This window comes from Escherichia sp. E4742 (assembly GCF_005843885.1).
GTDB lineage: Bacteria > Pseudomonadota > Gammaproteobacteria > Enterobacterales > Enterobacteriaceae > Escherichia.
In genome coordinates this window covers 3123811-3145783 of record NZ_CP040443.1, presented here as the reverse complement: position 1 = coordinate 3145783, position 21973 = coordinate 3123811, and the positions used below count along the sequence as shown (strand labels likewise).

Genomic DNA, 21973 nt, shown 5'->3' with positions numbered 1-21973 from the left:
CCTGACCTTTTCAGGTGCTCAGTGGGGATTGAACAATGCTCGTCTATTGGCTGGATATAGTCGGCACAGCGGTATTTGCCATCTCCGGCGTTTTACTTGCCGGAAAATTGCGTATGGACCCTTTTGGCGTCCTGGTATTAGGCGTGGTTACCGCGGTAGGCGGTGGAACCATTCGCGACATGGCGCTGGATCACGGTCCGGTATTTTGGGTGAAAGATCCCACCGATCTGGTCGTTGCAATGGTAACCAGCATGCTGACGATCGTCCTGGTACGCCAGCCAAGACGCTTGCCGAAATGGATGCTGCCGGTGCTGGATGCAGTTGGGTTGGCAGTATTTGTTGGCATTGGCGTCAACAAAGCCTTTAATGCGGATGCAGGTCCATTGATTGCGGTATGTATGGGTGTTATTACGGGCGTTGGCGGCGGGATCATTCGCGATGTGCTGGCGCGCGAAATCCCCATGATTTTACGTACAGAAATCTACGCAACAGCCTGTATTATCGGCGGTATTGTCCACGCTACGGCTTATTATACGTTTTCCGTCCCGTTAGAAACGGCCAGTATGATGGGGATGGTGGTAACGTTATTGATTCGACTGGCTGCTATCCGTTGGCATCTTAAACTGCCGACGTTTGCGCTGGATGAGAATGGGCGTTAAAGAGAGTAGATGTGCCGGATAGTTTATCCGGCACATTAACAGCAGATTAGATGCTGAAGGAAGAACCGCAACCACAGGTGCTTTTCGCGTTCGGGTTGGTCACGATGAAACGCGAACCTTCCAGACCTTCAGTATAATCAACGGAACCACCAACCAGATATTGCAGGCTCATTGGGTCAACCACCAGGCCAACGCCCTGTTTTTCAATGGTCATATCGCCTTCGTTCACCTGATCATCAAAGGTGAAACCATACTGGAAGCCGCTGCAACCGCCACCGGTGATATACACGCGTAATTTCAGATTCGGGTTATCTTCGTCAGCGATCAGGCTTTTAACTTTGTTGGCTGCTGCGTCGGTAAACTCCAGCGGCAGTGCTACGTCATCACTCATATTTTGCTCCAAACGACATCGGCAATTGGGCAAATTCTAACCCAATAATAATCGCCATTATCTAATACCCTGGTATTTCGTTCAAGTATTCTCGCTGGCGACAGCGGCCTTGCTTCGCGCCAGTTGCTCCGCTTCCTGTTTTGCCAGCGTGCGCGCAAGAATCGCCGAGTATAGCGGTTTTCCACCGGTAAATTGTGCTAATAGTGTTGCGCCAAGACCGGTAATAATCATTGGCAAAATGAGCTGATAGTTATCTGTCATCTCTAATACCAGAACGATCCCCGTTAACGGCGCACGAATGGATGCCGCCAGTAACGCGCCCATTCCGGCAATAGCAAAGGTGCCTGCTTCAAGGTGATATTGCGGAAACAGTTCAACGGCAACCATTCCGAACGCGGTTCCCAGCACGGTACCCAGCGCCAGCATCGGGGCAAAAATACCGCCCGGCGCGCCGGAAGAGAAACAGAGTAAGGTGGTGATGACCCGCGCGACAAAGATAAATACCAGCATTCCCATGCTGAAGTTCCCCGCCGTGGCGATAGGAATCAGGTTAAAACCACCGCCTGAGGTTTCAGGAGCGACAAAACCCAGCAGCCCACACAAACCACCAATCGCACCGCCCATCAGTACCCATTTGGTTATATTGCCGCCGTGTACGCGGTGTAGTAAATCCTGCATCCCCAGCACCCATTTATTAAAAATAGGGCCGAAGATGCCAAAAATAATACCGAGGATCAGATAAAGCCACAGCGTATTGAGCGGGGCGTCAGAAAGTTTACCAACGTCAATAAGTGCAACTTCGTGGTTAAATACCCGGTACATAATGGTCGACATAATGACGCCAATAAATACCGCTTTAATCGAAATTAGCGTATAGCGAAACTGCGGACGCATCTCTTCAATAATAAAAAGAATACCCGCCAGCGGCGCGTTAAAAGCCGCCGCCAGACCCGCCGCCGCACCGGTTGCCAGTAACGTATGGCGAGCTTCGTCACCTTTCATTCGGAAAATATCAAGCACCATCCGGCCAATATTACCGCCAATCTGCACGGTTGGCCCTTCGCGCCCCAGAACCATACCGCCGCCCAGCGTCCCCAGACCACCAAAGAATTTCACTGGCAATACACGCCACCAGCGAACGGGACGTTGATCTTCCAGCGCCCCTTCAATTTCCGGGATACCCGAACCACCTGCTTCTGGCGCATATTTACGCACCAGAAAGTAGCCGAACATTGCCAGCACCGCCGAACAGAGAAAAGCGACGGTTAACAAAAGTGGGTAATTATCAGCGGTATGTACCAGCGCGCCCATACGTTGGTTTTGCAACCAGGCGACGCCTTTGTCAAAAGCAACTGCAGCCAGCCCGACAAGGGTGCCGACGACCGCCGCCATAAACAAAATAGCTAATGGCGTTTTATCACGCTCAAGAAGCTGGCGAATGAGTTGTCTGCGTCGCAGACGCGCAGCCTGCGGTATTTCATAAGAGGGAGTATCAGTTTTCATCCAATGATCACATATTGGTCATACAAATAAGATGACGGCATTTTACTCGTACATTCAATGAAAATCCTTTGCAAAGCGTAATGTTTCAAATGCACAAAACTTTTATACTCTACGAAGTCAAAGTTGCAGCAGTAAAAGCAACTTGTTGACGAGTATTTAACTTGTTATGAATAACCTAGAATAGCAGCCATTCACTTTTTCTACGAATCAGGAACCCTCCATGAGTAAGTCTGAAAATCTTTACAGCGCAGCGCGTGAGCTGATCCCTGGCGGTGTGAACTCTCCTGTTCGCGCCTTTACTGGCGTGGGCGGCACTCCACTGTTTATCGAAAAAGCGGACGGCGCTTATCTGTATGATGTTGATGGCAAAGCGTATATCGATTATGTCGGTTCCTGGGGGCCGATGGTGCTGGGCCATAACCATCCGGCGATCCGTAACGCAGTGATTGAAGCCGCCGAGCGCGGTCTGAGCTTTGGTGCGCCGACCGAAATGGAAGTGAAAATGGCGCAACTGGTGACCGAACTGGTGCCGACGATGGATATGGTGCGCATGGTGAACTCCGGCACCGAAGCGACAATGAGCGCCATCCGCCTGGCCCGTGGTTTTACTGGCCGTGACAAGATCATTAAATTCGAAGGTTGCTACCACGGTCACGCTGACTGCCTGCTGGTGAAAGCCGGTTCTGGCGCGCTCACTTTAGGGCAGCCAAACTCGCCGGGCGTTCCGGCAGATTTCGCCAAACATACCTTAACCTGTACTTATAACGATCTGGCCTCTGTACGCGCCGCGTTTGAACAGTATCCGCAAGAGATTGCCTGCATTATCGTCGAGCCAGTAGCAGGCAATATGAACTGTGTTCCACCGCTGCCAGAGTTCCTGCCAGGTCTGCGCGCGCTGTGCGACGAATTTGGCGCGTTGCTGATCATCGATGAAGTGATGACTGGCTTCCGCGTGGCGCTAGCTGGCGCACAGGATTATTACGGCGTGGTGCCAGATCTCACCTGTCTGGGCAAAATCATCGGTGGTGGAATGCCGGTAGGTGCCTTCGGCGGTCGTCGTGATGTGATGGATGCGCTGGCTCCGACTGGTCCGGTGTATCAGGCGGGTACGCTTTCCGGTAACCCGATTGCGATGGCCGCCGGTTTCGCCTGTCTGAATGAAGTCGCGCAGCCGGGCGTTCACGAGACACTGGATGAGCTGACCACACGTCTGGCAGAAGGTCTGCGGGAAGCGGCGGAAGAAGCGGGAATTCCGCTGGTCGTTAACCACGTTGGCGGCATGTTCGGTATTTTCTTTACCGACGCCGAGTCCGTAACATGCTACCAGGATGTGATGGCCTGTGACGTGGAACGCTTTAAGCGTTTCTTCCATATGATGCTGGACGAAGGTGTTTACCTGGCACCGTCAGCGTTTGAAGCGGGCTTTATGTCCGTGGCACACAGCATGGAAGATATCAATAACACCATCGATGCTGCACGTCGGGTGTTTGCGAAGTTATGATGATTTTGCCTCGCCCACCGGGCGAGGCATTCAATTAACGGCTCTGCTTTCTCAGCAAATAGATAAAATACGGCGCGCCGATAAAGGTCGACAGCAGCCCCGCCGGGATCTGGAACGGAAACAGCACCATCCGCCCACACCAGTCAGCGAACACCAGCAGCAACCCACCCACCAACGCCGAAATCACAATATGCGGCATCGTCCGTCGAAAGCCCATCATCCGCGCAATATGCGGTGCCATCAGACCAACAAAACTCAGTGGTCCAATGGTCATCGTCGCGGTCGCTGTCAGGCAAGCCGCTAACAGCAGCAATGCAATTCGCGTCGGCGCCAGCGCCATCCCCACGGCCCGCGCGGTATCACCGCCCAGCGGTAAAATGGTCAGCCAGCGGCGGCACAGCGGGGTAATCGCCAGCAAAATCACCATCACAATCCCCGTGCGCCAGACCTGCGCATCGGTCGCATTGTAGGTCGAACCAGAGATCCAGGTCAGCACTTGCGCCATTCGCGGGTCACCACTTGCCTGCAACATCATCAAAAGCATGGTGAACGCGGTGCTTAACGCCATCCCCGCCAGTAACATGCGGTGTGGGGAAAATCCACCGCGTCCGGCGGCGATCATAATGATCAACAGCGTCACCGTCGCCCCGAGACTTCCCGCGGGTAACAGCAAGCCAAAGGCATTACCCGGCACCAGAAACAGCATTAACACCACGCCAAACGCCGCGCCGGAGCTAATCCCCAGCACTTCCGGGCTTGCCATCGGGTTTCCGGTCAGCCGCTGAATAATACAACCCGCCACCGCCAGCATGACGCCCGCAAACAGCGCCGCCATAATTCGTGGCCAGCGCCAGGGCATCAAATCATCGAGCAACGCCCCACTCGCCCACGTCCAGCCGTGCGCATCACGGCCAAACGACAGCGCCACCACCACAGCCATCAACAGCAGCGCGCCGCCCGCGAGGGCAAACGCCAGCACATGTTGGCGTTCAGTCGCGACACGATCGTTGACCTTCATATCCGGCGCGCTAATGCTGCGTAAACGCGGCAGCAGCCACAACAGCAGCGGCGCACCTATCAACGCAGTGACCGAACCGGTGGAAACTTCCATCCACACGCGAGTCAGCCAGAGGATGATTTGATCGGAAAGCCAGAGGATCAGCGCACCAATAAGCGATGCCAGCATCAACCGTGGCAGCAGACGCCGCGCGCCCAGCATTTTCGCCAGCAGTGGCGCAAACAACCCGATAAAGCCGATAATCCCTACCGCATTCACCAGCAACGCACTGATGACAATCGCCAGCGACAGTGCCGCCAGACGCGCGAGCGACAGTGCCAGCCCGAGATTGCGCGCCACGCCATCATCAAGCCCCATCAGGGTTAACGGGCGCAACAGCAGTAACGTCAGCATCACGCCGCCCAGCAGCTGAGGCCATAAACGCTCAACGCCGCCCCAGTCGGTTTGCGTCAGCGTTCCGGTGCTCCACAGGAACATGCTTTGCAGCTGGTCGTGATGGAAGATAACCAGTAACTGATTGATTGCCCCGCAATAAAGACTCACCACCAGCCCCGCGAGAATAAGCGTTACCGGCGAAAGCCGTTTCCCCCACGCGACGCCAAAGACGATTAAGCCAACAACGCAAGCGCCCGCCAGCGCAGCAAACTGGCTCGCCATCGCGCCGGGGATCGCCCAGAGCGTCGTGACGGTAATCCCCAACTGTGCGCCTGTTGCAACACCCAACGTCGTCGGTTCCGCCAGCGGGTTACGCAGTACTTGCTGAAACAGCACGCCCACCAGCCCCAGGCCCGCGCCCACCAGTAGCGAAATCGCCAGACGCGGCAACAAGCTGTAGTGAAAAATCATCTGCTCGATGACATCGATATCCGGCGACCAGGCAGCCTGCGCCCACTGGCTACGCGGCAGCGCCTGCGAGAAGTTCATCCAGGTCAGCGCCGTAGCGACAATCACCAGCAGCGCCAGCAATAACGCCGGGAAAAGCGCAATTCGTTTACTCACGCTTTACCTCCGATGACGTTATCCAGAATACGCACAAAGTGCATTGCCGAAAGCGTCGCGCCATAGAACCAGACTGCCGGAACGCGCTGAAAACGTCCTGCACGGACAAACGGCATTGCCTGCCACAGCGGGGTTGCCATTAGCGCATCCATGTCTTTGCTGTTGTCGTGATCAAAACAGAGCACATCAACGTCTTTATACGCTGCCAGACGATCGATGCTGACGGCGGTACTGCCCCAGAAGTTGGTTTCCCCTTGCCAGGCATTTGGGATGCCGTACTCATCAAGAATTTCCTGGAACAAGCTGTTTGGACCGAAGACCAGCATATGGCGCGGATCGATAAGCGTCGTCAGCAATAACGGGCGTGCACCACGCTTCACAAAGCGGGGTTTCATGCTGCGGATAAAGTCTTCATATTGCGCTAAATGCGTTTCTGCTGCGCTTTGCAGGTTAAGTAAATCTGCCATTTCCGTCAGCGACTTACGCGCCATCGCCAGCGGCTGTTTGCCATCGCTGAAGTTAAATCCGCGACCCGGTGCAATGCGTGCCAGCATTTCTGGCGAAGGGCCATATCCCGCCGACCAGACCATAAACGATGGTTTCATTTCGGTCAGCAGTTCAAGGTTAGGTTCTGTGCGCAAACCAACGTCAATCACCGATTCAGGTAATGGTGGTTCGCTGACCCACAGGCGATAGTTGATGGTGTCCGCCACGCCGTAAGGTACGATGCCGAGCGCCAGCAGTAATTCCACCGGCAACCACTCCAGCGCCACAACGCGATGTGGATCAATAGCCGCCGCACGGGCGGTATTCATCTGCCATAGCAACGGAGAAAGCGCCATCGCCGTTAACAGTCGGCGGCGCGAAATAAGAGGTAAACCGCTCATCAATAAACAAAACTCACAGGTGCAGCACCCGCCGGATGCGGCAAAATCCCCATCGGGATGCCATAAATCATTTCGAGGGTTTCGCCGCGCATAATTTCCGCAGGCGTTCCCTGAGCAATCATTTCACCACCGCGCAGGGCAACCAGATAATCACAGTAACGCGCCGCCATATTAATATCGTGCAGTACGGCAATGACCGTCAGGCCACGCTCCTGACTTAAACGATGCACCAGCGCCAGCACGTCAACCTGGTGGGCGATATCCAGCGCCGAGGTCGGTTCGTCCAGCAGCAGGCAGCGGCTATCCTGCGCCACCAGCATGGCGATCCACGCCCGCTGACGTTCGCCGCCAGAGAGACTATCGACCAGCCGATGCGCCAGCGGTTTTAAGCCAACCAGCGAAATCGCCTCTTCGACCTTTTCGCGATCAGCCGCGCCAAAGCGCCCCAGCGCGCCATGCCACGGGTAACGACCAATCGCCACCAGTTCACGCACGGTCATCCCTTCTGCCGGAGGAAGCTGCTGCGGCAAATAAGCCACTTTGCGGGCGAACGCTTTGCTGCTCCAGCTTTCCAGCGGCTGGGCATCAAGAAGAATCTCACCTTCCGACGGCGGCTGATGACGGCCAAGCATTTTGAGCAGAGTGGATTTACCAGAACCGTTGTGACCAATCAGACCGGTCACTTTTCCGGCAGGAAAGGTTAACGACAGCGGATGCAAAAGCGTGCGCCCTGGCACACGAAAGGAGATATTACGCAGTGCAAAAGTGGTATCGGAATGATTCGTGTATTCCTGCATAACAGCCAACTTGTGAAGCGGGCACGGAAATCCGTGCCCCAAAGAGAAAATTAGAAACGGAAGGTTGCGGTTGCAACGACCTGACGTTCTGCGCCCCAGAAGCAGCCATAGGTGTTAAAGCAGCTGGCGACGTATTCACGATCGAACAGGTTGTTAACATGCAGCGCTACGTTGGAGCCAGCCATACCGACTCGCGCCAGATCATAACGCACTAACGCATCCACGACCGTATAACTTCCCACTTTAAATGAGTTCGCCGGATCGCCGTAGCTGGAGCCAGTATAACGACCGCCAGTACCCAGCGTCAGACCTGAAAGTGGACCGTCAAAGAAGGTGTAATCAGCCCACAGAGAAGCCATGTGTTTTGGCACCTGCGCAGGCGTATTGCCTTTATAGGTAGTATCAGTGGTGTATTCCGCATCGGTGTAAGTATAAGAACCGACTACGTTAACACTCGCCGACAGCGCCGCTTTCGCTTCGATTTCTACGCCACGAGCGCGGATCTCGCCACCTTCAACCGAGAAGAAGGAACCCTCAGGGTCCGCCATCAGGTTGTTGGTTTTAGTGAGATTATACACGGCACCAGTCACCACAATTGGGCGATCTTCCGGTACATATTTCACGCCGACTTCATATTGCTTACCTTTAGACGGCGCGAAAATATTACCATCCTTCCCAACTTGTGAAGAAGGTTCAAACGATTCGCTATAGCTGAAGTAAGGTGTTACACCATTATCAAACAGGTAGTTAACGCCACCACGCCAGGTAAACTGTTTGTCATCACGTTTATCGGTCGTCCCGGCAACGCGGTTAAGAGATTCTTGATCTGCCCAGTCGTAACGACCGCCCAGGGTGACCAGCACTTTATCCCACTGCGCCTGATCCTGAACATAAACGCCCGTTTGTTTCTGCTTATTCAGAATGCGGTAAGGGCCGGAGTTTGCCGGATCTTTCGCATTGAAGTCGAAATCGGTATTCACCGGATTGTACAGATCGAGCAGCGGTACGGAGTCGTCGTAACCAAACCAGGCGTTGATGTCATTACGCATACGCATAAAGTCGACACCGGTCAGCAAGGTGTGGTCGATATCGCCAGTGGCGAATTTGCTTTGCAACTGGGTATCAACAGAGAAGTTTTGCAGCTTCTCATCATCAACGACGTATTTGCGCGCCAGATAATGGCCTTTATCCGCTGGCGCTAAAGCCGCACACTGTTGGCTGTAAGCATTCGCCGGATCGGAGCAGACGCCGTAACCATAAACGCTGTTTTGCGAGGTTTTGTTTTCAGCAAAGCGCAGGTTCTGACGCACAGTAAAGGTGTCATTAAATTCGTGGTCGAAGCTGTAGCCAACCATCTTCTCATTACGAGAATAGGTGTTGTTCTTCGCCCCTTCGTTAAAGTCAGTTGGCAGACGCTTGCCGTTTGGCAGCGGCTCAACGGTCCCTTCTTTCGGCAACCAGCCGTAATAACCAGTTTCCGGCTCATTCTGGAAGTAAGAGAGGAAGGTGAAATTGGTTTTATCGTCCGGACGCCAGGTAAACGCCGGTGCAATAGCATAACGCTGCTCTTCTGACCCTTTCTGCTGGGCATTGGCAGAACGCGCAAGCCCAGTCAGACGATAAGAGTAAACGCCGTCATCATCCAGCGCATCGCTAAAGTCAAAACCAGTCTGGAACAGGCTGTCAGTACCGGCTTTAAACTGAACTTCTTTCAGCGGTTCGGTAGTCGGGCGTTTGCTGATCATGTTCAACAAGCCGCCAGGGCTGCTTTTCCCATAAAGCACAGATACCGGGCCACGCATGATTTCAGCGCGCTCCAGCATATACGGGTCAATGACCGCATCGTTATAGAAGTTGCCCTGCAACTTCAGGCCGTTCAGATAGTTGTTCTGACTTTGGCCTTCCGCAGCAAAACCACGAATGATCAGGTGGTCATAGGTGTTGGATGCGCCACGCGTACCAACAGAGACACCCGGCGTGTAACTGAGCGCTTCTTTTACTGACTTCGGCTGATGCAGCGCCATCTCTTCGGCAGTCACAACAGAAATAGACTGTGGCACTTTTTGAATCGGCGTATCTGTTTTGGTGCCGGTGGCGGACTGTCGCGCCGCGATAGTGGCTGCCGGCCCCCATGCGCTTTCTTGCGGCGCAGGTGCAGCGGTAACGGTGATAGTGTCTTCTTTCGGTTCAACCGCTGCCTGTGCATAAACAGACATGCCGCTAACCGCTGTGGCTACTACGACTGCGATTTTACGCAGTGAGTGTTTTGGCTGAGCAGTTTTGGAACGCGCCATTGGTATATCTCTGATGTAAAGTGAATGATAACGTAAACGAGAATGATTATTATAAAGATAAGATAATATTCGAAACGCTAGCGGGTTCGCAAGCGGTACGCAATCTGAGCGTTCCTGAAGGGTTAATAAACAACCAGATGAAAAGAAAGGGTTAATACTTTGGGTGGGATGTTATTTTACCGGATGGCAACTCGCCATCCGGTATGTGACGCTTAGACGTTAATTACTACCAAACATATCCTTGATCCAGCCTGCCACGCCGTCGCTGTCTTTCTGCTGCTGTTGAGCAGGTTGCTGTTGCGGCTGTGAAGACTGATCAAATGGATTGCCTGACGGCTGCTGCTGTACCTCACTCTGCTGGCACAGCGATTGCGGATCGCTGGTCCAGACCGGCAAAGTACGCATACCACCGCTGCAAACAAAGTTACCGTCGTAATCCACGCCCATATCCACGATATCTTCCGGCGGTACAAGATTCAGCGGCGTTGGTGTCTGATTAGCCAGATAACGCTGGTAAATCGACATCGCCCCGCTGGCACCGTACAGCTTAGTCGGCTGGTTGTTATCGCGGCCTACCCAGGTGATGGTCACCGTGCTGCCGTCAATGCCCGCAAACCAGGTATCAACGTTGTTGTTGGTAGTACCCGTTTTCCCTGCCAGATGCAGGTTCGGATATTTCGCCCCAAGCTGACGCCCTGTACCACGTTGCACCACTTGCTGCATGGTCCACAGCGTCAGATACGCCGCCTGCGCCGGAACTGCGCGTTCCGCCTGCGGGAAGCTCTGATACAGCACCTTACCATCTTCCGCGATTACCGAACGCAGTGCAGAAAGCGGCGCGCGGTTACCGCCGCTGGCGATAGTCTGGAACGCCTGCGCCACTTCGATTGGCGTTAAGTTCAGCGCTCCCAGCAACATTGCCGGAACTGGATTCAACTGGTCTTTCGGCACGCCCAGTTTGATCCAGGTATCCGTAACCGCAGGCAGCCCCAGCGCCATCCCCAGATTCACCGTCGGCACGTTCATCGAACGGGTCAACGCATCCACCAGCATCACTCTACCGCTTTCGCTATAGCGACGATCATCGTTCTGCGGTGACCAGACCTGACCGTTCGGCTGACGCAGCGCGATTGGCGCATCGGCAATCCACGTGTTCAGACGATAGATTTTCGGCTGGCTTAACGCCGTAAGATAAGTCGCTGGTTTTGCCAGTGAACCAATCGAACGACGTGCCTGCATCGCACGGTTATAACCCGCAAACTGCGGTTCCGAACCACCGACCATCGCACGGACTTCGCCACTAAAGCGATCAACGACGACAATCGCCGTTTCCAGATCGCTCAACTTACGCTGTTTCTTCAGAGCAGGAATGCCTTCTACGGCAGCTTTTTCTGCCGCATCCTGGGCCACTGAGTCAAAAGTAGTGAAGATCTTCACACCAGAGAGATCTTTCACCTTATCGCCCAATTTCGCCTGCAACTCCTGACGCACCAGCTGCATAAAGGCTGGCTGAGGAGAGATTACTCCGCCGCGTGGCTGTACGCCCAGCGGTCGCGCACTCAGCATTTCATACAGTTCGCCGTCGATAATCTGCTGTTGTTGCAGCAAACGCAGCACCAGGTTACGTCGCTCCAGCGCCAGTTTCGGATTACGCCACGGGTTGTAGATCGACGCACCTTTCACCATGCCAACTAACAGCGCCTGCTGGTCAAGGCTTAACTCTTCTACCGGGCGACCAAAGTAGTACAGGCTCGCCAGCGGGAAGCCACGAATTTCGTTGTCGCCGCTCTGACCGAGATACACCTCGTTCATATACAGCTCAAGAATGCGATCTTTGCTGTAACGTGCATCCATGATCAACGCCATATAGGCTTCGTTCGCTTTACGCCAGTAAGAACGTTCGCTGGAGAGGAACAGGTTTTTCACTAACTGTTGCGTCAGCGTACTCGCCCCCTGCACCGTGCGTCCGGCGGTCAGGTTTGCCAGCACCGCACGTCCGATAGAGTAGAGACTGATCCCATCATGCTCGTAGAAATGACGGTCTTCTGTCGCCAGCAAAGTATCTACCAGCAGGTCCGGGAATCCACTGCGCGGCACAAACAGACGCTGCTCGCCGTTTGGCGAGGAGATCATGGTTATCAGGCGCGGATCAAGACGGAAGAAACCGAACTGACGGTTGTTCTCCATATTGACGATGGTCGCCAGATGATCGCCATCAAAAGTCAGACGCGCACGCACCTGCCCTTCTTTACTGTCCGGGAAATCAAACGGACGGCGGATCATCTCAATGCTGTTGGCCTGCACGGTAAATTCGCCAGGACGGGTCATCTTCGACACCTGACGATACTGGGTCGCCTCCAGCAGTTTCACCATCTCGTTTTTGCTGATGGTCATATCTGGCTCAAGGTTAACCATTCGGCCATAGACCGCCGCGGGCAACTGCCAGACTTTGCCATCAATACGGCTACGGATTTTTTGATCCAGATAGACGCCGTAAATGGCGATCAGCACGGCAAAAACAATAGCCAGTTTTAGCAGCAGCCATAACCAGCCGCGTTTGCCACGAGGCTTACGCCCTTTTCCTTTGCCCTTTCCTTTGCGCGGCATCGGTTCTTCGTCCTCATAGTCATCATAATCGTCGTAATCATCGTCGTCTTCGTAACGACGACGGCTTACCTTTTGTTTGACTGGACGCGTCGGTTTCCCTTTGCGTCCAATTGGCTCGCGGTCATTCCCGGCCATGCTTTTTCTCCGCAATATTCAGGCGCAAAAGCCCGATTTTCTGTTCTTCCGTTGCAATACAGAAGAAGATATCTCTCAAATTTGCTTTGGTCTTCACGAATACTTTTTCGTCCGTCGCGTTGGTGCGGTATTCGCCGGGTCGTCCGGCCAGACGTGTTTGGGATAACGCCCTTTCATCTCTTTTTGCACCTCACGATACGCCCCTTTCCAGAAGGCCCCCAAATCACGCGTGATTTGCAGCGGCCTTTGAGCGGGTGAAAGTAACTCCAGCACCAACGGCACACGCCCCTGGGCGATTGTCGGATTGGTGGCTTCGCCAAACATCTCCTGCATTCTTACTGCCAGCGCAGGTGGGTTATCTTCATGATAACGAATGGCGATCCGACTTCCCGTCGGCACAGTGTAATGCGCAGGCAATTCACTATCCAGACGTTGCTGCATTCCCCAATCAAGTAATCCGCGTAGCGCCTGATAAACATCAAGAGATTTCAGGCCACGTAGCGAATGTACACCGCTCATATGTGGCAATAGCCACGTTTCCAGCGATGCCAGCAAGCTCGCTTCATCCATTGCTGGCCAGTCATATTCAGGCAACCACTTTGTGGCACACAGCAAACGCAAGCGTAGTTGTTCCGCTTCCGGCGTCCAGTTAAGTACGCTTAGACCTTTATCGCGAATACCATTAAGCATTGCATGATGTAATTCATCTTCCGACGGTTTCGCCAGCGGCTGTACTTTTACTGTGAGCTGACCAATCTGCAACCGACGCCAGGCCTTCAGCGTGCCTTGCGCATCATCCCATTCTACGGTGTCAGACTGCCGTAATAGCTGCGGGCAGCGATGTACTAACTCATCAATATCGACCGGTAGCGCCAGTAAAATTCTCGCATCCGGCGAGGCACTGCCCTGCAATAATAACGGTGCTACCAGCCATTCATGGCGGTTTAACGCGTCGTCAGCATCCAGCATCGCCCCCATGCTGTTCGCCAGTTGATAGCGACCATCCTGACCACGGCGACGGGCAATACGATCGGCAAATGCCTGAGCAAGCAACGGCGCGATAAGCGAACTGTCAGCCTCACCGCCGCGGACGTTTAAGCGTTTCAACAGTTGCTGACTACGTTGCTGCCAGGCTGGTTGATTGCGCGAAAACGCCACTCCAAGATCGCAATTACCCATCCGTGGCGGTTCTTCGAGAATGGCGGCAATTTTTGCAGCGGTAGCCGCTTCATCGTCACTCTTCGCGTTCACCAGCATTGCCGCTAAACGCGGATCGTTACCCAGCGCCGCCATTTTTTGCCCTTGCGCACTAAGCCGTTCACCATCCAGCGCCCCCAGCATTTGTAACAGACGTTTCGCCGCCTGTAGATTCACCGCTGGCGGGTGATCCAGCCAGTTCATCTGTGCCGGATCGCTACATCCCCATTGCAGTAATTCCATCAACAAACCGGAGAGATCGCTTTGTAAGATCTCCGGTTCACTTTGCGCTGCGGCGCGTTCCGCCTGCTCTTTAGCGATTAAATGCAGGCAAATACCTGGCTCCAGACGCCCGGCGCGCCCGGCACGTTGTGTCATCGACGCCTGACTAACGCGCTGAGTGATCAACCGAGTAAGACCCGTACGCGGATCAAAGCGCGCAACCCTTTCCTGGGCGCAATCCACCACCAGACGGATACCTTCGATGGTTAGACTGGTTTCAGCGATGTTGGTCGCCAGCACCACTTTGCGCATTCCTTGCGGCGCAGGGAGGATAGCTTTTCGCTGATCGTTCAGCGACAACGCCCCATACAGTGGGCAGAGCAACACATCACTGCCGATGCGTGACGCCAATTGTTCCTGCACGCGCTGAATTTCTCCGACGCCAGGTAAAAATAACAGTAATGACCCAGTTTCCTGGCGCAGCAATTCGGCGGTAGCGGCAGCTACTGCTTCGTCAAAGCGTTGGTGCGCAGGCAACGGCAAATAGCGGCGTTCCACCGGATACGAGCGCCCTTCGGAAACAACAACCGGCGCTTCTGGCAGCATCTGCTGTAAGCGGTCGTTATCCAGCGTGGCCGACATAATCAGCAGCTTTAAGTCATCGCGCAGACCTTGTTGCACATCGAGTAACAACGCCAGCGCCAAATCCGCCTGCAAACTGCGTTCATGAAATTCATCGAGGATCACCATACCGACGCCGCTCAGTTCTGGATCTCGTTGGATCATGCGCGTCAGTACGCCTTCGGTGACCACTTCCAGACGAGTATTCGGCCCGACGCAGTTTTGCGCACGCATCCGGTAGCCAACCGTGTCGCCAGGCTTTTCGTTCAGCAGCTCCGCCAGGCGTTGCGCGACGTTACGTGCCGCCAGACGCCGTGGCTCCAGCAGGATAATTTTCCCGTTAATGTCTGGATGCGCCAGCAGTTGCAGCGGCAGCCAGGTCGATTTCCCGGCTCCGGTCGGCGCGCTTAATAACACCTGCGGTGCGGTATCGAGAGCAGCAAGTAATTCAGGTAAGACGGCAGCAACGGGCAACGACGACACAAAACGCTCCTGAGGGTTAACATTCTTCGCGCCACATTGTAGCATCGCGGTAATTCATAACCGAGTGCCTCACATGTCTGAACCGCAACGGCTGTTCTTTGCCATCGACTTACCCGCAGAAATTCGCGAACAGATTATCCACTGGCGCGCCGCACAGTTTCCGCCAGAAGCGGGGCGTCCGGTTGCCGCTGAAAATTTGCATCTGACGCTGGCGTTTTTAGGCGAAGTGAGCGCAGAGAAAGAGAAGGCGCTTTCTCTTTTAGCCGGGCGAATTCGTCAATCGGGCTTCACTCTGACGCTTGATGACGCCGGTCAGTGGCTGCGTTCGCGCGTGGTGTGGTTAGGGATGCGCCAGCCACCGCGCGGCTTAATCCAGTTAGCAAATATGCTCCGTTCGCAGGCCGCTCGCAGTGGTTGTTTTCAAAGCAATCGACCGTTTCATCCGCATATCACCTTATTGCGCGACGCCAGCGAGGCGGTGACAATCCCGCCGCCAGGTTTTAACTGGTCATATACGGTGACGGAGTTTACTCTCTACGCCTCCTCGTTTGCCCGTGGGCGCACACGCTACACGCCGCTAAAACGCTGGACTCTGACGCAATAACAAGGGTTGTCACAATGAAATTTTCACCCCCTCTACAACGCGCCACGCTGGTTCAGCGTTATAAACGCTTTTTAGCCGATGTGATCACACCTGATGGTCGTGAATTGACGCTACACTGCCCCAACACTGGCGCGATGACCGGTTGTGCAACGCCTGGCGATACCGTCTGGTATTCGACTTCCGACAACACAAAACGGAAATATCCGCACACCTGGGAATTGACCCAAAGCCAAAGCGGTGCATTTATTTGCGTCAATACACTTTGGGCAAACAGGTTGACGAAAGAGGCTATCCTCAATGGGGATATTTCGGAACTGTCAGGCTATAGCTCGCTGAAAAGCGAAGTAAAATACGGCGCCGAGCGCAGTCGTATTGACTTCATGTTACAGGCGAGGTTTCGACCTGACTGCTATATTGAAGTGAAATCAGTTACGTTAGCGGAAAATGAACAGGGATACTTTCCCGATGCAGTCACTGAACGAGGTCAGAAACATCTTCGGGAGTTGATGAGCGTAGCAGCTGAAGGTCAGCGTGCAGTGATTTTTTTCGCCGTGCTGCATTCAGCCATTACACGGTTTTCACCCGCGCGCCACATCGATGAGAAATACGCGCAACTATTGTCAGAGGCTCAACAAAAGGGGGTGGAAATTCTGGCTTATAAAGCGGAACTTTCTGCTGAAGGTATGGCTCTTAAAAAATCACTGCCTGTTACATTGTAGTAGTGTAAGTAACTGGTTAATTTACATTCTGGTCGCGTGCGCAAATACGCTTTTCCTCACACAGTTGTCAAGTGTTACGTTTAGATAATTGCTATCCGGAAAAGCATCTGCTATTTATAGCGGCCTCATTTTTCCCCCGAACATGGGGATCGATAGTGCGTGTTAAGGAGAAGCAACATGCAAGAAGGGCAAAACCGTAAAACATCGTCCCTGAGTATTCTCGCCATCGCTGGGGTGGAGCCATATCAGGAGAAGCCGGGCGAAGAGTATATGAACGAAGCCCAGCTGGCGCACTTCCGTCGTATTCTGGAAGCATGGCGTAATCAACTCAGGGATGAAGTCGATCGCACCGTTACACATATGCAGGATGAAGCAGCCAACTTCCCGGACCCGGTAGACCGTGCAGCCCAGGAAGAAGAGTTCAGCCTCGAACTGCGTAACCGCGATCGCGAGCGTAAGCTGATCAAAAAGATCGAGAAGACGCTGAAAAAAGTGGAAGACGAAGATTTCGGCTACTGCGAATCCTGCGGTGTTGAAATTGGTATTCGTCGTCTGGAAGCGCGCCCGACAGCCGATCTGTGCATCGACTGCAAAACGCTGGCTGAAATTCGCGAAAAACAGATGGCTGGCTAATAACAGCCGTTCCATCACGTTTACCACAGGCGGGAAATTCTCCCGCCTTATTTTTTGTTCAAAGAGATGACAGACACACACTATATTGGTCGCTTCGCCCCCTCTCCTTCCGGCGAACTTCATTTTGGCTCTCTGATCGCCGCGCTTGGCAGCTATCTACAGGCACGCGCCCGGCAAGGTCGCTGGCTGGTACGCATTGAAGATATCGACCCGCCTCGTGAAGTTCCCGGTGCCGCAGAGACTATCCTGCGCCAGCTGGAACATTACGGTCTGCACTGGGACGGCGATGTTCTCTGGCAATCGCAACGTCACGACGCCTATCGTGAAGCACTCGCCTGGTTACGTGGGCAAGGGCTAAGTTATTACTGCACCTGTACACGTGCACGTATTCACAGCATTGGCGGTATTTACGACGGTCATTGCCGTGAATTACATCATGGCCCAGAAAACGCAGCAGTACGCATCCGCCAGCAGCATCCGGTCATCCAGTTTACCGATCAGTTGCGCGGTATGATTCACGCCGACGAAGAACTGGCGCGGGAAGATTTTATTATTCATCGCCGTGATGGCTTGTTCGCCTATAACCTGGCGGTGGTGGTTGACGATCACTTCCAGGGCGTGACAGAAATTGTCCGTGGAGCAGATTTGATTGAACCGACGGTGCGACAAATCTCGCTGTACCAGCTTTTTGGCTGGCAGGTGCCAGATTACATTCATTTGCCGCTGGCGCTTAACGCACAAGGCGCTAAACTTTCCAAGCAGAATCATGCGCCTGCGTTGCCGAAAGGCGATCCGCGCCCGGTGTTAATCGCGGCACTTCAATTTCTGGGTCAGCAGGCAGAAACACACTGGCAGGATTTCAGCGTCGAGCAAATCCTTCAGTCAGCCGTCAAAAACTGGACGCTGACCGCCGTGCCAGAGTCGGCAATTGTAAATTCAACATTCTCAAATGCGTCATGCTGAGCTATGATTAGCCGCTATTTTTTTGTCCTGAATGATGTTTGACACTACCGAGGTGTACTATTTTTACCCGAGTCGCTAATTTTTGCCGCAAGGTGCTAAGCCGCGAGGAAAGCGAGGCTGAACAGGCTGCCGCCCGTCCCCAGGTGACGGTAATCCCGCGTGAGCAACATGCTATCTCCCGCAAAGATATCAGTGAAAATGCCCTGAAGGTAATGTACAGGCTCAATAAAGCGGGGTATGAGGCCTGGCTGGTTGGCGGCGGCGTGCGCGACCTGTTACTTGGCAAAAAGCCGAAAGATTTCGACGTGACCACCAACGCCACGCCTGAGCAGGTACGCAAACTATTCCGTAACTGCCGCCTGGTGGGTCGCCGTTTCCGTCTGGCGCACGTGATGTTTGGCCCGGAGATTATCGAAGTCGCAACCTTCCGTGGACACCACGAAGGTAACGTCAGCGACCGTACGACCTCCCAACGCGGGCAAAACGGCATGTTGCTACGCGACAACATTTTCGGTTCCATCGAAGAAGACGCCCAGCGCCGCGATTTCACTATCAACAGTCTTTATTACAGCGTCGCAGATTTTACCGTCCGCGATTACGTTGGTGGTATGAAGGATCTGAAAGACGGCGTTATCCGTCTGATTGGTAACCCGGAAACGCGCTACCGTGAAGATCCGGTACGGATGCTGCGCGCGGTACGTTTTGCCGCCAAACTGGGGATGCGCATCAGCCCGGAAACCGCAGAACCGATCCCCCGCCTCGCTACCCTACTGAACGATATTCCTCCGGCGCGCCTGTTTGAAGAGTCTCTTAAACTGCTACAAGCGGGCTACGGTTACGAAACCTATAAACTGCTGTGTGAATACCATCTGTTCCAGCCGCTGTTCCCGACCATTACCCGTTACTTCACGGAAAATGGCGACAGTCCAATGGAGCGCATTATTGAGCAGGTACTGAAGAACACCGATACGCGTATCCATAACGATATGCGCGTGAACCCGGCGTTCCTGTTTGCCGCCATGTTCTGGTATCCGCTGCTGGAAACAGCACAGAAGATAGCCCAGGAAAGCGGCCTGACCTATCACGACGCTTTCGCACTGGCGATGAACGACGTGCTGGACGAAGCCTGCCGTTCACTGGCGATCCCGAAACGTCTGACAACTTTAACCCGCGATATCTGGCAGTTGCAGTTGCGCATGTCCCGTCGTCAGGGTAAACGTGCATGGAAACTGCTGGAGCATCCTAAGTTCCGTGCAGCTTACGACCTGTTGGCCTTGCGAGCCGAAGTTGAGCATAACGCAGAGCTGCAACGTCTGGTGAAATGGTGGGGTGAGTTCCAGGTTTCCGCGCCGCCAGACCAAAAAGGGATGCTTAACGAACTGGATGAAGAACCAGCACAGCGTCGTCGTACTCGTCGCCCACGCAAACGCGCGCCGCGTCGTGAGGGCACCGCATGACAGTGGCGTATATTGCCATAGGCAGCAATCTGGCCTCTCCGCTGGAGCAGGTCAATGCTGCCGTAAAAGCATTAGGCGACATTCCCGAAAGCCGCATTCTCGCCATTTCTTCGTTCTATCGCACTCCGCCGCTGGGTCCGCAGGATCAACCTGATTACCTGAACGCTGCTGTGGCGCTGGAAACGGCTCTCGCACCTGAAGAGTTACTCAATCACACACAGCGTATTGAATTGCAGCAAGGTCGCGTCCGTAAAGCTGAACGCTGGGGGCCGCGCACGCTGGATCTCGACATCATGCTGTTTGGTAATGAAGTGATAAATACTGAACGCCTGACCGTTCCGCACTACGATATGAAGAATCGTGGCTTTATGCTGTGGCCGCTGTTTGAGATCGCGCCGGAACTGGTGTTTCCTGATGGGGAGTCGTTACTTAATCTTTTAAATACGCAAAAATTTGGCAAATTAAATAAGTGGTAATTATATTCACACGTTGAATATAAATAAATTCTGAAAAACACTCTTCCACAGTTGCACAATTAAATAAAATAAGATAATTAAATAAACCTCACGTAATAATATATATCCAGCTCAACATTCCCCCATACACCATTTCACCTTAAATTTAAATTAAGATTTACTTAAAACTTAATTAAGTAGACATCATTTTTTATTTATGCAAAATAGCTGCCCAATGATACTGATTGTAACATTTGGTAAGTTCAAACATGTCATTAACCAACTTATTTTGTTACCCGCATATTATTTATTAAAGGGTGTGCTACAAGATAGGTCATCTGCTTATGGAATATTATTCAAGGATTTTTATGTCTAAAAAATTAGGTTTTGCCCTCTCCGGTCTTATGCTGGCAATGGTCGCAGGTTCTGCTTCTGCTCTCGATGGTGGTCAGTTAAACATCAGCGGCCTGGTAGTAGATAATACCTGTGAAACGCGTGTGGATGGCGGCAATAAAGATGGTCTGGTACTGCTGCAAACTGCTACCGTTGGCGAAATCACTGCAGGTGTACTGGAAACAACTGTAGGCGCTAAAGCTAAACCGTTCAGCATTACTGTTGACTGCAGCAAAGCTAACCCAGTACCAGGAACGAAAGCGGATATGACCTTTGGATCTGTCTTCTTTGGTAACAGCAAAGGTACGCTGAATAACGATATGTCCATTTCTACCCCATCTGTAGGTGTGAACATCGCGCTGCACAACATTAAAGGTTCTACTATTAAACAAGTTAAAATCAATAATCCGGGTGACGTCTATCAAGAAGATCTGGATGGCACCACTAAATCAGCAACTTTTGATTTTAAAGCCTCTTACGTTCGTGAAGATGCAAGCACCCCTGCTACCGCTGGTTATGTAAAAACCAACACGGCATATACCATTACTTACCAGTAAATATTCATCAATTTAATTGATTAAGTGAATAAATACAGGGAATAGCATCAGCTATATATATGTTGTTTATTCCCTGTTCAAATTAACTCTATCAGGAATGGTTTATGTTTTTAAATACCAAATATACAGCAGCATTATGTATCACGTCCTGTATAGCTTTATGCGCACCCGCTATGGCAGATATCGTCATTTCTGGTACGCGCGTAATTTATAAAAGTGACCAAAAAAGCGTAAATGTTCGCCTGGAGAATAAAGGCAACAATCCGTTACTTGTTCAGAGTTGGTTAGACACTGGTAATGATAATGCCGAGCCAGGTTCTATTTCTGTGCCATTTACCGCTACTCCGCCGGTATCACGGATTGATGCAAAACGTGGGCAAACCATCAAACTGATGTATACCGCCAGCACCGTTTTGCCAAAAGACAGAGAAAGTGTGTTCTGGTTTAACGTACTTGAAGTACCGCCAAAACCTGATGCCACCAAAGTAGCTAATCAAAGCCTGCTCCAGTTAGCATTTCGTACCCGGATCAAACTTTTTTATCGCCCGGAAGGTTTAAACGGGAATCCCTCTGAGGCTCCTCTTGCCCTTAAATGGTCATGGGCAACCGCAGGAAGCCAAACAGCATTACGCGTTTCTAACCCTACGCCTTACCACGTCTCTTTTAGCAGTGGTGATTTAGAAGCCAACGGCAAACGCTATCCACTTGATGTGAAGATGATTGCGCCATTTAGTAACGACGTCATCAAGGTGAACGGTATGAGCGGAAAATCAAACTCTGCAAAAGTTCATTACTACGCCATTAACGATTTCGGTGGCGCAATTGAAGGCGAAGCCAGGCTGTAATTTGGCAAAGATATAACGTAGCAGGAAGCAAAA

Annotated in this window: 20 protein-coding genes; 10 read left to right on the top strand and 10 right to left on the bottom strand. The window is 52.9% G+C overall.

From position 1 onward, the window contains the following. Positions 1 to 35 precede the first annotated feature (35 nt). Positions 36 to 659 carry a TRIC cation channel family protein gene (locus FEM44_RS15270; protein WP_064525034.1) on the top strand — a complete coding sequence of 208 codons (624 nt, stop codon included), beginning with the start codon at positions 36 to 38 and terminating at the stop codon, positions 657 to 659. 46 nt (positions 660 to 705) lie between these two features. Here FEM44_RS15270 and erpA read toward each other — a convergent pair whose 3' ends face one another. Genes erpA through FEM44_RS25305 form a run of 4 tightly spaced genes read right to left on the bottom strand, consistent with a single transcriptional unit; the run spans position 706 to position 2612 of the window. Then, entirely contained in the window at positions 706 to 1050 is a 345-nt protein-coding gene (gene erpA, locus FEM44_RS15265) for an iron-sulfur cluster insertion protein ErpA (protein ID WP_001295564.1), read from the bottom strand. Then, positions 1043 to 1108, bottom strand: a complete 66-nt coding sequence (gene yadW / locus FEM44_RS15260; protein ID WP_120795373.1) for a small protein YadW — start codon at positions 1106 to 1108, stop codon at positions 1043 to 1045. Before yadW ends, erpA begins: the two co-directional genes overlap by 8 nt. A gap of 23 nt (positions 1109 to 1131) precedes the next feature. After that, positions 1132 to 2553 carry a H(+)/Cl(-) exchange transporter ClcA gene (gene clcA, locus FEM44_RS15255; RefSeq protein WP_135523809.1) on the bottom strand — a complete coding sequence of 474 codons (1422 nt, stop codon included), beginning with the start codon at positions 2551 to 2553 and terminating at the stop codon, positions 1132 to 1134. Further along, positions 2550 to 2612, bottom strand: a complete 63-nt coding sequence (locus FEM44_RS25305) for a hypothetical protein (protein WP_214430084.1) — start codon at positions 2610 to 2612, stop codon at positions 2550 to 2552. Before FEM44_RS25305 ends, clcA begins: the two co-directional genes overlap by 4 nt. A 161-nt stretch (positions 2613 to 2773) precedes the next feature. On the opposite strand from FEM44_RS25305, the gene hemL reads away from it, so the two are divergent. Further along, positions 2774 to 4054: a glutamate-1-semialdehyde 2,1-aminomutase gene (gene hemL / locus FEM44_RS15250; RefSeq protein ID WP_000045309.1), complete on the top strand. Its 1281-nt coding sequence runs from the start codon at positions 2774 to 2776 to the stop codon at positions 4052 to 4054. A gap of 34 nt (positions 4055 to 4088) precedes the next feature. On the opposite strand, the gene fhuB is transcribed toward hemL, so the two are convergent. The 6 genes from fhuB to hrpB all read right to left on the bottom strand — a co-directional run bounded on the left by fhuB (position 4089) and on the right by hrpB (position 15314). After that, positions 4089 to 6071, bottom strand: coding sequence for a Fe(3+)-hydroxamate ABC transporter permease FhuB (gene fhuB, locus FEM44_RS15245; protein ID WP_135523808.1), 1983 nt, complete (start codon positions 6069 to 6071; stop codon positions 4089 to 4091). Further along, entirely contained in the window at positions 6068 to 6958 is an 891-nt protein-coding gene (gene fhuD, locus FEM44_RS15240) for a Fe(3+)-hydroxamate ABC transporter substrate-binding protein FhuD (protein ID WP_135523807.1), read from the bottom strand. The genes fhuB and fhuD overlap by 4 nt, the downstream gene beginning before the upstream one ends. Next, positions 6958 to 7755, bottom strand: coding sequence for a Fe3+-hydroxamate ABC transporter ATP-binding protein FhuC (gene fhuC / locus FEM44_RS15235; RefSeq protein ID WP_001158929.1), 798 nt, complete (start codon positions 7753 to 7755; stop codon positions 6958 to 6960). The genes fhuD and fhuC overlap by 1 nt, the downstream gene beginning before the upstream one ends. A gap of 50 nt (positions 7756 to 7805) precedes the next feature. Next, positions 7806 to 10049, bottom strand: coding sequence for a ferrichrome porin FhuA (gene fhuA, locus FEM44_RS15230; RefSeq protein WP_135523806.1), 2244 nt, complete (start codon positions 10047 to 10049; stop codon positions 7806 to 7808). Between the two features lie 219 nt (positions 10050 to 10268). Continuing rightward, the gene (gene mrcB, locus FEM44_RS15225) at positions 10269 to 12791 is read right to left on the bottom strand and encodes a bifunctional glycosyl transferase/transpeptidase (protein ID WP_135523805.1); all 2523 of its coding nucleotides are present in this window, start codon (positions 12789 to 12791) and stop codon (positions 10269 to 10271) included. 93 nt (positions 12792 to 12884) lie between these two features. Next, complete coding sequence (gene hrpB, locus FEM44_RS15220) at positions 12885 to 15314, bottom strand: ATP-dependent helicase HrpB (RefSeq protein ID WP_135523804.1); 2430 nt, start codon at positions 15312 to 15314, stop codon at positions 12885 to 12887. A gap of 73 nt (positions 15315 to 15387) precedes the next feature. Here hrpB and thpR point away from each other — a divergent pair, with 73 nt between their 5' ends. The 8 genes from thpR to FEM44_RS15180 all read left to right on the top strand — a co-directional run bounded on the left by thpR (position 15388) and on the right by FEM44_RS15180 (position 21940). Continuing rightward, positions 15388 to 15918 (top strand): RNA 2',3'-cyclic phosphodiesterase, encoded by a 531-nt coding sequence (gene thpR / locus FEM44_RS15215; RefSeq protein ID WP_135523803.1) that lies wholly within the window; start codon positions 15388 to 15390, stop codon positions 15916 to 15918. Positions 15919 to 15932: 14 nt separating this feature from the next. Continuing rightward, the gene (gene sfsA, locus FEM44_RS15210; RefSeq protein WP_000672746.1) at positions 15933 to 16637 is read left to right on the top strand and encodes a DNA/RNA nuclease SfsA; all 705 of its coding nucleotides are present in this window, start codon (positions 15933 to 15935) and stop codon (positions 16635 to 16637) included. A 177-nt stretch (positions 16638 to 16814) separates the two neighbouring features. Further along, complete coding sequence (gene dksA, locus FEM44_RS15205) at positions 16815 to 17270, top strand: RNA polymerase-binding protein DksA (RefSeq protein WP_001155227.1); 456 nt, start codon at positions 16815 to 16817, stop codon at positions 17268 to 17270. 66 nt (positions 17271 to 17336) lie between these two features. After that, positions 17337 to 18233: a tRNA glutamyl-Q(34) synthetase GluQRS gene (gluQRS, locus tag FEM44_RS15200; RefSeq protein WP_167850685.1), complete on the top strand. Its 897-nt coding sequence runs from the start codon at positions 17337 to 17339 to the stop codon at positions 18231 to 18233. A gap of 59 nt (positions 18234 to 18292) precedes the next feature. After that, positions 18293 to 19690, top strand: coding sequence for a polynucleotide adenylyltransferase PcnB (gene pcnB, locus FEM44_RS15195; protein ID WP_205713487.1), 1398 nt, complete (start codon positions 18293 to 18295; stop codon positions 19688 to 19690). Continuing rightward, positions 19687 to 20166, top strand: coding sequence for a 2-amino-4-hydroxy-6-hydroxymethyldihydropteridine diphosphokinase (folK, locus tag FEM44_RS15190; protein WP_135523800.1), 480 nt, complete (start codon positions 19687 to 19689; stop codon positions 20164 to 20166). Before pcnB ends, folK begins: the two co-directional genes overlap by 4 nt. 347 nt (positions 20167 to 20513) lie before the next feature. Then, positions 20514 to 21095, top strand: coding sequence for a fimbrial protein (locus FEM44_RS15185; RefSeq protein WP_135523799.1), 582 nt, complete (start codon positions 20514 to 20516; stop codon positions 21093 to 21095). 104 nt (positions 21096 to 21199) lie between these two features. Beyond that, positions 21200 to 21940, top strand: coding sequence for a fimbrial chaperone (locus FEM44_RS15180; protein WP_135523798.1), 741 nt, complete (start codon positions 21200 to 21202; stop codon positions 21938 to 21940). Positions 21941 to 21973 lie beyond the last annotated feature (33 nt).

Coding starts and splice junctions, on each gene's coding strand:
- FEM44_RS15270 (WP_064525034.1), top strand. CDS start 36: ATGCTCGTCTATTGGCTGGATATAGTCGGCACAGCGGTATTTGCCATC.
- erpA (WP_001295564.1), bottom strand. CDS start 1,050: ATGAGTGATGACGTAGCACTGCCGCTGGAGTTTACCGACGCAGCAGCC.
- clcA (WP_135523809.1), bottom strand. CDS start 2,553: ATGAAAACTGATACTCCCTCTTATGAAATACCGCAGGCTGCGCGTCTG.
- hemL (WP_000045309.1), top strand. CDS start 2,774: ATGAGTAAGTCTGAAAATCTTTACAGCGCAGCGCGTGAGCTGATCCCT.
- fhuD (WP_135523807.1), bottom strand. CDS start 6,958: ATGAGCGGTTTACCTCTTATTTCGCGCCGCCGACTGTTAACGGCGATG.
- fhuC (WP_001158929.1), bottom strand. CDS start 7,755: ATGCAGGAATACACGAATCATTCCGATACCACTTTTGCACTGCGTAAT.
- fhuA (WP_135523806.1), bottom strand. CDS start 10,049: ATGGCGCGTTCCAAAACTGCTCAGCCAAAACACTCACTGCGTAAAATC.
- mrcB (WP_135523805.1), bottom strand. CDS start 12,791: ATGGCCGGGAATGACCGCGAGCCAATTGGACGCAAAGGGAAACCGACG.
- thpR (WP_135523803.1), top strand. CDS start 15,388: ATGTCTGAACCGCAACGGCTGTTCTTTGCCATCGACTTACCCGCAGAA.
- sfsA (WP_000672746.1), top strand. CDS start 15,933: ATGAAATTTTCACCCCCTCTACAACGCGCCACGCTGGTTCAGCGTTAT.
- dksA (WP_001155227.1), top strand. CDS start 16,815: ATGCAAGAAGGGCAAAACCGTAAAACATCGTCCCTGAGTATTCTCGCC.
- gluQRS (WP_167850685.1), top strand. CDS start 17,337: ATGACAGACACACACTATATTGGTCGCTTCGCCCCCTCTCCTTCCGGC.
- folK (WP_135523800.1), top strand. CDS start 19,687: ATGACAGTGGCGTATATTGCCATAGGCAGCAATCTGGCCTCTCCGCTG.
- FEM44_RS15185 (WP_135523799.1), top strand. CDS start 20,514: ATGTCTAAAAAATTAGGTTTTGCCCTCTCCGGTCTTATGCTGGCAATG.
- FEM44_RS15180 (WP_135523798.1), top strand. CDS start 21,200: ATGTTTTTAAATACCAAATATACAGCAGCATTATGTATCACGTCCTGT.